The organism is Bifidobacterium sp. B4079 (assembly GCF_026537385.1).
Taxonomy (GTDB): Bacteria; Actinomycetota; Actinomycetes; order Actinomycetales; family Bifidobacteriaceae; genus Bombiscardovia; species Bombiscardovia asteroides_I.
Map to the genome: position 1 here is coordinate 565,524 of NZ_JAFNMH010000001.1, position 12,887 is coordinate 578,410.

Consider the following 12,887-nt stretch of genomic DNA (forward strand, 5'->3'; position numbering starts at 1 on the left):
CAGCTGGGGCAGCGACGACCACTGGTAGTCGCTGGTGATAGCAGCAAAGCAGCGGAACTGACTTTAAATGAGGTGAACTGCATAAGACTTAAATAAGACTTAAATCTGTGAGCTGCGTATCCGAGCGGCCAACGACAAATACAAAAAGCGCTGCGAGAGTAAGGCCGAAGAGAAATGGCAGCAACGTCGTCCACGACAACAGCACCTTTTGCGCATTGATAAGTCCCGCTGACAATAAGCTGACTCCCGCGATCATAAGCAAAGATTGAAGCAGAGGGAATTTAGTCTTAGCCCGTCCCTGAGACCGATTTTTGGGCAGAAAGGTCCAGTTGAGCACTAACGCAACTACCATGGCTATGACGTCAAAGATGAACAAACCTTTCCACCCCATGACAAGGGTCATCCCGCCACCGATGATCGGCCCCAGGGGAATGCCAAGTGTCCCAGCCACCGTCCAAATCGTCACCGCCCTGCTCCTATTGTTCGCAGAGAATGAGGTGGTAATCAAAGCAAGGCCCATGGGTATGAACATTCCAGCAGCTACACCGAGCAAGGCTCGCGCAGCGATGAGCATTGCCATATTGGCGGCCACGACTCCCAGAACTGAAGCAGCAGCGTTTAAAGTCAATCCTGTTAGGAGAACATGTCTGTACCCGATTAGGTCACCAAAGAAACCAGCGATAAGCAGCACCGCCACGAAGCATAATGGATAAACAGATACAACCCATTGCTGCTCGGCAGTGGACGCATTAAATGATCTCGCTACTGAGGGAAGAGCTAGGTTGAATGCAGTCGTGTTGACAAACAATACGGCTTCAGTTACATAGAGGCCGACAAGCATCAGCCATTCCTTATTGAGTTTTTTCACTTCACACCTCTACTTTTACAATTATCTCCATCGGTCCTGAATAGGTACGTGCAATCCCAACTAAGCTGATTCATCAGGGGCATGGGTTCCGGTCCCGCTGAACTGGCGACTCATCTCATCTCGTTTTTTGAGAACCAGTAAGTTCCAATGCTTCACATGGAAGCCGTTCATTGAGTTCCACATCAATGCCAATCGCGGGAGAATTGGCAGAATTGCAAACAACTGTGACGCAGCATGGAGGGCAGTGGGAGATGCCTCCTCTGCGTCACTCATTCGTAGAAACCCTCGACACTGCCTTTGCCTAGCACCTTGTCTTGCAGGGATTCAAGAAGCCGTTTATATGTTGTCAGCCCACCTAAATCAAGCTTCTGTGACACCGCAAATACAGTGAAGATATACTTATGGGTTGTTCCCCTTGGTGGTTTAGGCCCACGATACCGATGCCACCCATAGGCGATCCCTTGCCTTGCTTCTCCTCTGCCTGGATTGCCCTTTTTAGGAATGTTCATTTCAATGTCGCAGCTAGCTGGCAAATCCCAGATCAGCCAATGCGTCATGGATCCGAAGAGTGGATGGCTCTCATCCCTCAATACAATCGCAAGGGTCTCAGTACCTTGAGGCAGAGACGACAAATGGAAACCTGGGGACAAGTCCTCTCCCCGACCTGTATGCACCGGCAGAAATTTCTTATCGTCGCCGATTCCGTCACAGATTACCTGAAAAATCTCCATGTTTGCACCTCTCTCGGTTCCGCGGTTATACCCAGAATCCGTTTGATTTCCTGTAACAGGTTTTCTTGCTTGTCGCTCCTGATGTGCAAGGTATCTGCTAAAATTAAAATGTAACACAACTACATATGAACTATAGGGTCAATGCTGGACCACTTTTCTCATCGGCAGCCGCCAAGGGGAGGCGCGGCCGTGTTCACCTCGCAAGCGGATAAAATGCCGGTATGAGACAAAAAATGAGTTGGAGGAATTGGTGACGGAAACTGACATGCGAGGCATTTCGACGGCAGCAGTTATAGCTCGGAAGAAATGGCAGGTATCCAAAAAGGCATCGACCCGCCGTTATATCCGTGAATGTGCATTGAAGCTCTTTGCGGAGTATGGATATGACGAGGTTACAGTCAAACAAATCGCTGATAAAGCCGGAGTGACACCCATCACTCTTTTTCGCTATTTCCCACAAAAAGAAGATATCATCTTGCGTTTGCCTCGTGACATACAGGCATGGGATCTTTTCGCAGCTCAGCTGCTTGATGCAGCGAATACGGAAGCAGAGCCGATTGCCTTTTTCTCGCGTGCAATCACCGGTCTTACAGATATGGCCACAATCGAAGACGTTGGGACCATCGTCCAACGACTGCATCTGATACTGGAGAACGAGACCCTGCTTCACGCTCTCTACGCAAAAATACCCACATGGTCGAGCACTCTTCGGCATGCAGTATTTGAGCAGCCCGAATCTTTGAACGCGATCCTGTCCTCCACAAGCATGGTGGAGCTTGCCATTGAACTTATGCTGGAATGGGCCAGGAGGACCGAATCTTCGAGCAAGCCAGATAAGGCGGTGTTCCTCCAGGTCTTAGATGAAGTCACTACGTGTTCCAGCCGCATACCCACAAGATTGCAAGGCTCCCTTTCAGTTGAGCAAGTTGCTCACCTTTTTAGCGATAAAGATGAGGGGAGTGAAACAAATAGGGAAAAATCAGCCCAACAAACCAGCCCACCAGTAAAATTGATTTGACTGAATTGGTGCGCCCGGAAGAAGATGCATCCCAAGCCACTGGTGCTGGCTATGGGGCATCTGCTGTACAAACTAATACGGAGGAAACGCGCGGTCCAACAAGGAAAGACTCAACGTGCCTGTCAATATCGAGGGATTAGGTAAACAATTCGAAGACCGGACTCTTTTTACCGATTCAATCGGGCACATTTCGGGCACATTGATACACTAATGTACCTGTTTCGGCTCGTAGCAGTCCGCACATAGAACACGCCGGCGTTGCCAGGAGTTAGGGTCAGCTGACAGCAGTTCTTCTCAACCTCCAGCTATCATCGTCCCTCTGGATTATTCAGATCAGGCCCTCCTGGGCGCTTTTCCAGTTTGCCTGATGCCTGACGAACCGTAACTCAGATGGCGCTTATACTGAGTAAAGAGCACAAGCACCATCTGGGTTTTGGTGCCTTTTGAAGACAGGCTGTCTACCAGAATGTGCGTAGCAAAGACAAAATGCGCATCCGGTCAGATTTGGATATCCTGGCCGATGACTTCCGCCACTTCGCCGGTGCGGTTGGGCCACAGATCCGCGTAGGTGTCCAGGGTCTCGGTGGCCGAGGCGTGGCCCAGGACAGCCTGCAGGGTCTTCACATCCGCCCCGGCCTTGATGGTCAGCGAGGCATAGGTGTGGCGTAGGGAGTGGATGACCAGGCCCTCGATATCCTGCGTGCCAGCATCCCGCAGGGCCGGTGCCCACACCCGGTTCCTCCAGTTGGTGGTGCTCTGCCTGCCGCCGCGCGGTCCTCGCAGCAGGTAGTCCTCCGGGCCATGGTCTTCCAACAAGGTCTTGACTCTGGGCAGCAGTTGGCTGGGAATAGGCGCGACACGGGTCCTGTTGCCCTTCGGCAACGTCTCGACCAAGCGTGAACCTGCATCCACCGACTGCGTGCGCAGGACGTTGATCCTGTTCCTGCTCAGGTCCACGTCCCCGCACCGCAAGGCCAGGGCCTCGCCGATTCGCAGCCCCGTGTACGCGAGCAGGTAGACGGCCGTGGCGCTGGCCTCGTCCATCTGCCCCGCGATGACCTTGATCTCCTGAGGGGCCAGATATATCCTCCGTTGAACCGCCCTGTTGTGCGGCACCTTGGCCTTCGCCACCGGATTCGCGTCAATCCAGCGGTTCTCCACCGCCACATCCAGAATCGAGCCCAACACGATCTTGCCCACCGAACGGATCGAGGAGGCGGACAGCGCGGAGCCGCAGCCCCGTTCACCGCCGTAAGGCGCTTTACCCTCCGCCAGGCTGACATACCAGTGCTGGATCCGCACCGTGGTGATGTCCTTCAAGGCCACGTCCCCCCATTGAGGCAGGACCCAGACGCGCAGCTCACGCCTGTAACGCCCCTCGGTCGAGCCCTTGATTGTGCCTGCCAAGCCCTGCTGCCAGAGGTCGGCCGCCTGCCGTAAGGGTCTGCAGGAGTCCTTGGGGTCCATGTACCGGTTCGAGCGTATCCGGTCCTCGATCTCGGCCATGAACGCCTCCGCGTCGGACCGGTAACCGAACAGCTTGCGCCTCCCGGCGCCGTCGGCCCGCCAGCGCACCTCCCAGCGCGCCCCCTTCCCGAAGTCCTTCGATTTGAATCTTTCGGGCACTTTCGCCTTGTCGGGTTAGTCGGCGTGCATAGCCAGAGAATGCTTCGCCGACGAAGGCGGTTCGACCTTCGTGTGATGACCTTCCGTGATGGCGACCTGCGCGCTTTTCAGCCATCTATCGTGTATCCATGCCTTTGCCATATCAACCTCTATGCGTCGCATAACAACTCGTTCCGATTAGTACTGACCAGCACAGGCTCACGGCGGCCCGCGCTGACGCATAGGAGCAGGTATGAGCGAAATGACGGAGATGACGGGCGGGAATCCGGTCCCGGTGCCGGCCAAGCTGTTGACGCCGGCCGAGGCAGCGGAGATTCTGGTGATTCCGGTGAGCACCCTGAACGCCTGGAGGGCGCAGAGAATCGAGCTTCCATATGTGCGGATAGGGCGTCTGGTGAGGTACCGGCAGGAGGATGTATTGGCCCTAATCGAGACCAACATGGTGAGGCCGCAATGAGCCCGTCGGGCACATAAGACCAATACGATGTGCCCGAAATGTGCCCGATTGGGGGCATACAAAAAATTCCAATGCCCGAAAGCCTTGGAATTGTTGCTATCTCGTCGGGCCGGCGGGATTTGAACCCGCGACCCCTTGACCCCCAGTCAAGTGCGCTACCAAACTGCGCTACGGCCCGACGGTGCATCAGCACCGAGTAGAGATAGTAGCACAGGGTAGCGGGGTCGACAACGGTCCGGCGAGTCCCGGCAGACGAGTCCAGACAAGCCAGGCCACATGATCAACTTGCTATCATGATCTTGGACGGTCGGCGCAACCCGCGTCGGCCGCAAGTCGTCCCAGCCCGGAAGGGGTTTCATGAGCACAGACGTTTTCGACCTTTCGGCCGCGAAGATGCGCGAGAGGGGCATGAGCGAAGTCTCCATCAGCCAGTTCCAGCACCTCTACGAAACCTGGGAACGGGGAGATGCCAAGGCCTGTGTGCGCGAGAAGGACGTCGCCCCGCTCAAGGACGTGCCCCGCACCAAAGATATCCACGACTCCATGGACATGGACATGGCCTTGGACGCGTTCTCCCGCACCGCTTTCATCAAGCTCAACGGTGGGCTGGGCACCTCTATGGGCCTGGAGAAGGCCAAGTCCCTGCTGCCCATCCGCCGCCACAAGGCCCGTCGGATGCGCTTCCTGGACATCATCATGGGCCAGGTGCTGACGGCCCGAAAACGCCTGGGGGTGCCGCTGCCGCTGATTTTCATGAACTCCTTCCGCACCTCGCGAGACACTATGCGGGTCGTCAGGCAGGACCGCCGCTTCGTCCAGAATGATGTGCCCATGGAGATCATTCAGCACATCGAGCCCAAGATCGACGCCGACACCGGCCGCCCGGTCGACTTCCCAGCCAAGCCCGATCTGGAATGGTGCCCTCCCGGCCACGGCGACATCTTCTCGACCATCTGGGAGACCGGACTGCTGGACATACTCAAGGAGCAGGGGATCGACTACCTGTTCATCTCCAACTCTGACAACCTAGGCGCCCGGCCTTCAAGGACCCTGGCCGGCTATTTCGCACAGTCTGGAGCGCCCTTCATGATCGAGGTAGCCAAGCGGACCGACGCCGACCGTAAAGGCGGCCACATCGTCATCGACAAGGCTACTGGGCACCTCATCCTACGGGAGATGTCCCAGGTGGATCCACATGACCGCAGCTCGGCCATGTCCATCCGCAAACACCCCTACTTCAACACCAACAGCATCTGGGTCAGGGTCGACGCCCTTCGCGACAAGCTGGCCCAATACAAGGGCGTGCTGCCCCTGCCCATCATTGAGAACCGCAAGACCGTCGATCCCACCGATCCTTCCACCCGTCCCGTGGTGCAGTTGGAAACTGCCATGGGCTCTGCCGCCTCGCTCTTCGAAGGAGCCATCTGCGTGCAGGTGGACCGCATGCGCTTCCTGCCGGTCAAGACCACTGACGACCTGTTCATCATGCGCTCCGACCGTTTCCATCTGACCGACTCCTACGAGATGGAGGACGGCAACTACGACTTCCCCAACGTCCAGCTGGATGAGCGCTATTACAAGTACATCGCCGACTTCGACGAACGATTCCCCTACGGGGTTCCCAGCCTGGCGGCTGCCAACTCGGTCACCATCGAAGGGGACTGGACCTTTGGCAGGGATGTGGCCTTGTATGCGGATGCCCATCTGCGCGACCAGGGACGCTCATCATACGTGCCCAACGGCCAGTATGTGGGGCCTCAGGGGATCGAACCCGACGAGTGGATCTAGGGCCAGGTGCAGCAGCGTTCAGCCTGTCAAGAAATGGTACCGTATTTGGATGTTTGGCTCCCACAGCCCCCAAAATCAATCTATGATAGTTAGATGTGCGTTAGGCGCACTGATATGCAAAATTTTAACGATACGCGAGGACTGATGGCAGAAGGCACGAACGGAAGACGGCGTTTTTCGGATAAGTGGGGCAAGCATGAACTTGATGTCCTAGCCGTCTTATCGTCCGCTTTTCCGCAATGGCTTACCTCACGACAGATAGCACAGCGGGTCAAGGCCTATGCCGACTCCTATGGCGAGCTGGCAGATCAGGCTGCCAAGGCCGCGTTTGCCAAGCAGTTCCAGCGTGACCGGGCCAAGCTGGCGGCCATGGGCATAGCCATCGAATCCCGGCAGCCGGAGTATTCCTCCAAGTCCGAGGGGCAGGATTTCGCCTCCTACCGTCTGCAGCTGGGGGATGAACCGCGCATCCGCATGCACTTCAACCAGGAGGACATGCCGGTGTTGGCCGCGGCCAACTACCTTGCGCGATCCATTGCCATGTCCCAGGAGGCCTGTGAGGAGCCGACCCGACCGGTCTCACGCACCACGCCCCGCGTGCCGCAAGTGCCCATCCCTGGCTTGGGTCTGGACTCCATAGCTCCGGGACTGGGTACCCAGCGCATTCCCGACGATTTGGTCAAGGTCATCGATTCGCGACGCTTCGCCGCCACGGTGGACGTGGACGGAGAGAACCTGAATGTAGCCTATGCCGATTCTGACGATTTGGCCATGTTCGTCCTGGAGCACCCCGATGCCTCCATTGTCAGCCCGCAGGAGGCCGCAGATGCCTTCCGGCGCCGTCTGGATGCAGCCGCCCGCTTCAAGCTGGCCGACGAGTCGCAGAGCCCCGGCGCGGCGACGGTCATCTCCCCGGAGATTGCTCGGACCAGCGTTGAGCATTTCGCCACCGACCTAAGCGACGACGATACCGACCTTCGTCACGCCCGCCGAGCCAGCGCATCCTCCTTCCAGACCGGGTCTGAGGTGGACCGCCGCCTGCGGCTCATGCTCTTCCTGTCCGCACACCTGGGCGAGGAGTTCTCCCTGGCCGAGTTGGCTGAGCGCTTCATCGGCCACCCCAACAGCAAGGAAGAGTTGCGCAAGTATGTCAACACCATCCACAAGGACATCAACACTCTGACCACGGTCTCGGACGACGGTGAGATGGCTGGTAGCCAGTTCTTCGACATCGATTGGTCCCTGCTGGACGATAGCGGCATCGTTTCGGCCACCAACTCACTAGGCTTGGAGCGACTGGCCGGCATTTCACCCCAATACCTGAGCATGCTGACCGCCTCGCTCAACTACCTGGCCCATTCGCCCCTGTTGCCCGAGCAGTCCCGCAGCCAGGCCGAGTCGCTCTATCAGCGTCTGCGCACGCATGTTGGACCAGGCGAGACACCCTGGCTCTCCCTTACCGGGTATGAGACCGAACCCAAGAGTTTCTCGGTGGTCCGCCGGGCGATCAAGACCGAGTCCCTGTTGGACATGGAGTACACGGACGCTGCCGGCAGGACCCGCCGCAAGGTTGTGGCCCCTGCCAAGATCTTTGTGGATGAGGGCGTCTACTATGTCGCCGCCTGGACCGATATCGGCGATGCAGCAGAGGGCACCGAGGCTGCAGACGCTCCCTCGGATTCCAGCCGTCACCTCAAGCAGGGCACCGGGCGCAACCGGCAGTGGCAGGTTCTGCGAATAGCCAGAATCGAACATGCGACCATCGTCAAGCCCAGCCACAAGGTGGAGTTCCCGGATGTGCCGGTCGGCGAGCTACGCAAGTGGTCCTTCGACAACGGCACGGCTGCGGTCTTCATTACCGACCGGCCGGATCTGCCCTACATCAAGTCGCTGCCGGGCGCCTCGGTGGAGCCCTGCGGATCCGGGCAGAAAGTCCACCTGACTGTCTCCTCGGACTCCTGGTTCGTAGCCTTCTGCATCGCCCACGCCAAGCACATCACCGCAGTGGCGCCCAAGACCCTGCGCACCATGATCCTGGCCCGCGCCCAACGCGAGATCACCATCAGTGACGCCCACGACAAGGAGCAGGACCGGCACTAGCCCCGGTCGGAGAGGAGTCACATGCCTGGATGGATCTGGATCCCTTTGGTGATCTTCATGCTGGCCATGCTGATCGGGGGAGCCGTCTACGCCATCCGCCACGCCATGGCAGCCAGCCGCTCCATAGGGCGGGTCTCGGACGATCTGAACCGTCACATGCCGCAACCCCCGGCAGCAGGGCGGTCCCAAGCAACGGATAGGACCGAGGGTCCGGCCTTCGCCCTGCCCCTGTCGCAGTCAACCGAGCGATACAGCCAGGCCCATGCTCTGGTCCTGCAGCGCAAGGAGCAGCGCAGGAGGAACCACGGCCGCACCTGGCGGCGGTGGAAGCAGTTCAATAAGTAGTTCTTGGAGGAACATGTCAGGTCATCGTCACCACGGACAGGATTCAACAGCATCCGAACCGGGGCCGGCGGAACGCTACGCCCGTTTCAGTCGTCACCGCAAGCGCATGACCGGGGCTCCCGCACGCTTTCAGTCCAAGCTGCCCTTCCCCCTGGATGACTTCCAGCTGGAGGCCATCACCGCTCTTGAGGATGGCGACAACGTCCTGGTGGCCGCTCCGACCGGCGCCGGCAAGACCATCGTGGCTGACTTCGCAGTATTTTTGGCCCAGGAACAGAACGTCAAGACCTTCTACACCACCCCCATCAAGGCGCTGAGCAACCAGAAATACCATGACCTGGTCGACCGATACGGCGAGGACCGGGTGGGGCTGCTGACCGGCGACACCTCCATCAACTCCGAGGCGGACATCGTGGTCATGACCACCGAGGTCCTGCGCAACATGCTCTACGAGCAGTCCTCTACCCTGATGGCCCTGAAATACGTGATCCTGGATGAGGTCCACTATCTGGCCGACCGTTTCCGGGGGCCCGTCTGGGAAGAGGTCATCATCCATCTTCCGGCTTCAACCCGAATCGTGGGGTTGTCGGCCACCGTGTCCAACGTGGAGGAGTTCTCCGACTGGATCTCCTCAGTGCGCGGACGCACCCATCTGGTGGTCTCCGAGCGACGGCCCGTACCGCTGGAACAGCATGTCCTGGTCCAGGCCGACAGGCACACCGAGCCCGAGATCTTGGACTTGTATCGGCATGACGGTTCAGGACGGCAGACCCCAAAGATCAACCCGCGTCTGGTCTCCAGGCTGGCCCAGCTGGACAAGGCTGGGCAGGAGCGCGCCCAGGCCCGCGACCAGGGGCACCACCACCGTCATGGCCGGGGCGGCAGACCGGAGCGGCGAACGGGGGAGCGGTATCGACCAAGCCGGGCCGATGTGGTCGATGAGCTGGACTTCATGGATATGCTGCCCGGCATCTACTTCATCTTCTCGCGCACCGGCTGCGACCAGGCCGTCCAGCAGTGCATCCGAGCAGGGCTGCAGCTGACCACCGATGAGGAAGCCCGCCGCATACGGCACATCGTGGACTCCATGGCAGCCGGCCAGCTCAGCAAGGAGGATCTCAAAGCGCTGGGATTCGCCCAGTTCCGCTTCGCTCTGGAGCAGGGCTTCGCCGCCCATCATGCCGGCGTCGTCACTCTCTTTCGGCAGATAGTCGAACACTTGTTCGAGTTAGGACTTCTCAAGGTGGTCTTCGCCACCGAGACCCTGGCCTTGGGCATCAATATGCCCGCCCGTTGCGTGGTGGTCGAGAAGCTGGAGAAATTCGACGGGACAGGCCATGTAGCTCTTACGCCTGGCGAGTTCACCCAGCTGACCGGTCGAGCCGGCCGGCGCGGCATCGACGACATTGGTCATGTAGTGGTGGTCGACCACCGGGACTTCAGCCCCAAGACCATGGGTGCGCTGTCCAGCCGGAGGGTCTACCCGCTGCACTCCAGCTTCCGGCCCACCTTCAACATGGCCGTCAACCTGCTCAACTCATCCAGCTACACGCGTGCCCGGGACACCCTGGACCACTCCTTTGCCCAGTGGGAGGCCAACCGATCAGCCTCCGAGCTGGAGGAGCGCATCGAGACCCTGACCAGCGGCCTGGAGGACTACCGGAAAGCTGCTCAATGCAACCGTGGCGATCTGATCGAGTTCATGCGTATCCGTGCGGCCCTCTCTTCGGCCCAGAAAAACGATCGCCGCCGACTGAAACGGCAACGATTCACCAGCGAGAAGGCCCGCGACCGGGCATTCTGCAACCTTGACCGGCATATCGACCAGCTGCGTGAGCAGGAGCGCAACCATCCCTGCCGCCAGTGCCCTGACCTGCCCAAGCATCTGCGCTGGGGGAACCGATGGATCCGCATGGATAAGGAGCTGCAGCGCACCCGGGAACAGTACGAGTCCAAAACAGGGTCAGTCTCACGACAGTTCGACAGGATCTGCCAGATTCTGGCTGACCTGTGCTACACCCGGCCTATGGACCCAGACGTCTGCCGACTGACCCGGAAGGGCCAGCTGCTCCGGCGCATTTACAGCGAGCAGGATCTGAGTCTTGCAGAGATCCTTGATCGGGGCATCCTCAATGATCTGGAGCCCGCCGAACTGGCAGCCGCAGTCTCCGGACTGGTCTACGAATCTCGCCGTGGGGTGGGGGAGCAGCCGGGGGAGAGGGCCGGATACCGTGCTCACAGGCTGGTTGAGGCCATGGAGGATATGAAACGTCAGTGGTCCCAAGTGCAGGAACGCTGCGATCAGGCCGGATTGGAACTGCCCCCGGAACTCGACTTTGGCTTGGGGCCGACCATCTACGACTGGGCCTGTGGCGACTCGCTGACCACCATCCTGCGCGACAGCGATCTGACGGCGGGGGACTTTGTGCGCAATGCCAAGCGCCTGTCCGATGTGCTCACCCAGATCGTTCAGGTCGAACACTACTTGGGCAGGGGAGGGCATCACCTTGCCAGGACCGCCAGCATCGCCGCCGACCAGGTCAATCGCGGCATTGTGGCTTATACGGGCGTGGAGTGAACACGGCCGCAGACAGGGAATAAGTTTCAGGTCAACACTGTTCTGTAGCTTGGAGGCAGTGACGGACACGAGTATGGAGGAATCATGGCAGAGCGCAGTCTTCGCGGCATGAGTATCGGGGCGAAGTCCCTGGAATCCGATCAGAATGTGGATTTCGCGGCACGCAGCGAGGTCGCCTACATCTGCCCCAAGGGCCATCGGACCATTCTGCCGCTGGCTGAGGGCGCTGAAGTGCCGCAGGAGTGGGAGTGCCGTTGCGGGCAGATCGCTCAACTCGAGGGGCATGACGAGCAGGAGTCCGGCAAAACCGGCAAACCGACCAGGACCCACTGGGATATGCTGCTGGAGCGCCGGTCCGAGGACGAGCTCAAGGCCGTACTGGACAAGCGCCTGAAAATGCACCGAGAAGGATGGTTCCCCGATTATGAGTAAATCACCGCGCCGCCTGGTTCTGCTGGATCTGGACGGCACCCTGACCGCCTCGCATCCGGGCATTATCGCCTCTGTGGTACAGACTTTCAAAGAGCTTGGTCATCCTGTGCCCAATGAGAGCCAGCTCAGACGATTCATCGGACCAGCTATCGGAGTATCCTTGCGCCACAACGGCATCAGGGAGGAAGACGTCGATAAGGGCGTACAGATCTACCGGCGTTATTACAGCGAGATGGCAGCATTCAAGGATCCGGAGCATCCTGGCCAATACATTCCTGGACGCCTGCTCGCCACCGTCTTCGACGGCATCCCCGAACAGCTGAGTCGTATGCGCAAACATGGTCTGACATTGGCTGTGGCCACCTGCAAACCAGAGTACCAGGCACTGCCGGTATGCGACCACTTCGGACTGGCACCACTGGTTGATGGCGTCTATGGCGCAAGCAAGGACTCCACCAGGATCACCAAGGCCCAGGTCATCACCTATGCACTTGGGCAGATTGGCTTCAATGCAAAACTTGGAGACCGAGCACTCATGGTCGGTGACCGCTGGACTGATGCTGATGGAGCGCTGAAAACCGGTCTGGACTGCCTAGGATGCGGCTGGGGCTATGCCGAACCCGGAGAGCTGGAATCTCACGGCTGCTATCGAGTCATCGACCAGGTCGGCCAATTGTGCCAAGCTGCCGAGAATTACTTCGACTAGGTCAGGATAACGATCAGATTCAGCACTGAGCCCGAGCAAAATTACTTCTGGGGCCACCTGAAATCACCTGGGTGGCCCTATGCAATTGACAAACCGCTTGTTAATGCAGCTGTGCTATTGCAACGTCAGTGTTAATAGAATGACTATGAACAAAACGCTGGAAACTAGCGAAACCGAAACCCTGACCGAATAGGCCGATAATGTAAGTTATGTCAAATTGCTTATTTTTTCTCCCCTG

At 58.6% G+C, this 12,887-nt stretch carries 10 protein-coding genes, 1 tRNA gene and 2 pseudogenes; 9 read left to right on the forward strand and 4 right to left on the reverse strand.

The window, feature by feature from the left end; translation table 11 throughout:
• Nucleotides 1-88: 88 nt before the first annotated feature.
• Together J3T95_RS02415 and J3T95_RS02420 are read right to left on the reverse strand one after the other, a co-directional pair.
• A complete protein-coding gene (locus tag J3T95_RS02415) occupies nt 89-868 on the reverse strand; it encodes an MFS transporter (RefSeq protein ID WP_267450276.1) in 780 nt (259 codons plus the stop codon).
• Between the two features lie 269 nt (nt 869-1,137).
• Complete coding sequence (locus J3T95_RS02420) at nt 1,138-1,599, reverse strand: YbhB/YbcL family Raf kinase inhibitor-like protein (RefSeq protein ID WP_267450277.1); 462 nt, start codon at nt 1,597-1,599, stop codon at nt 1,138-1,140.
• 250 nt (nt 1,600-1,849) lie between these two features.
• Here J3T95_RS02420 and J3T95_RS02425 point away from each other — a divergent pair, with 250 nt between their 5' ends.
• Complete coding sequence (locus tag J3T95_RS02425) at nt 1,850-2,617, forward strand: TetR/AcrR family transcriptional regulator (RefSeq protein ID WP_267450278.1); 768 nt, start codon at nt 1,850-1,852, stop codon at nt 2,615-2,617.
• Between the two features lie 498 nt (nt 2,618-3,115).
• Here J3T95_RS02425 and J3T95_RS02430 read toward each other — a convergent pair whose 3' ends face one another.
• A complete protein-coding gene (locus tag J3T95_RS02430; protein ID WP_267450279.1) occupies nt 3,116-4,243 on the reverse strand; it encodes a tyrosine-type recombinase/integrase in 1,128 nt (375 codons plus the stop codon).
• A 232-nt stretch (nt 4,244-4,475) separates the two neighbouring features.
• Here J3T95_RS02430 and J3T95_RS02435 point away from each other — a divergent pair, with 232 nt between their 5' ends.
• Entirely contained in the window at nt 4,476-4,700 is a 225-nt protein-coding gene (locus J3T95_RS02435) for a helix-turn-helix domain-containing protein (protein WP_267431218.1), read from the forward strand.
• Between the two features lie 104 nt (nt 4,701-4,804).
• Here the strand turns inward: J3T95_RS02435 and J3T95_RS02440 are convergent.
• Nucleotides 4,805-4,878: transfer RNA gene (locus J3T95_RS02440), tRNA-Pro, on the reverse strand.
• Nucleotides 4,879-5,057: 179 nt separating this feature from the next.
• On the opposite strand from J3T95_RS02440, the gene J3T95_RS02445 reads away from it, so the two are divergent.
• The 7 genes and pseudogenes from J3T95_RS02445 (at nt 5,058) to J3T95_RS02470 (ending at nt 12,649) form a co-directional block, all read left to right on the forward strand.
• The gene (locus J3T95_RS02445) at nt 5,058-6,488 is read left to right on the forward strand and encodes a UTP--glucose-1-phosphate uridylyltransferase (RefSeq protein WP_220237296.1); all 1,431 of its coding nucleotides are present in this window, start codon (nt 5,058-5,060) and stop codon (nt 6,486-6,488) included.
• 144 nt (nt 6,489-6,632) lie between these two features.
• Nucleotides 6,633-7,416: pseudogene (locus J3T95_RS09180) on the forward strand (helix-turn-helix transcriptional regulator); the annotation flags it as partial.
• Nucleotides 7,417-7,490: 74 nt separating this feature from the next.
• Nucleotides 7,491-8,588 (forward strand): annotated as a pseudogene (locus J3T95_RS09185) (helix-turn-helix transcriptional regulator); the annotation flags it as partial.
• 21 nt (nt 8,589-8,609) lie between these two features.
• Nucleotides 8,610-8,933 carry a hypothetical protein gene (locus tag J3T95_RS02455; protein WP_267444957.1) on the forward strand — a complete coding sequence of 108 codons (324 nt, stop codon included), beginning with the start codon at nt 8,610-8,612 and terminating at the stop codon, nt 8,931-8,933.
• Nucleotides 8,934-8,946: 13 nt separating this feature from the next.
• Nucleotides 8,947-11,511: a DEAD/DEAH box helicase gene (locus J3T95_RS02460; RefSeq protein ID WP_267450280.1), complete on the forward strand. Its 2,565-nt coding sequence runs from the start codon at nt 8,947-8,949 to the stop codon at nt 11,509-11,511.
• 84 nt (nt 11,512-11,595) lie between these two features.
• Nucleotides 11,596-11,943 carry an RNA polymerase-binding protein RbpA gene (locus J3T95_RS02465; RefSeq protein WP_220237292.1) on the forward strand — a complete coding sequence of 116 codons (348 nt, stop codon included), beginning with the start codon at nt 11,596-11,598 and terminating at the stop codon, nt 11,941-11,943.
• Complete coding sequence (locus J3T95_RS02470; RefSeq protein WP_267450281.1) at nt 11,936-12,649, forward strand: HAD hydrolase-like protein; 714 nt, start codon at nt 11,936-11,938, stop codon at nt 12,647-12,649. The genes J3T95_RS02465 and J3T95_RS02470 overlap by 8 nt, the downstream gene beginning before the upstream one ends.
• Nucleotides 12,650-12,887: the final 238 nt, after the last annotated feature.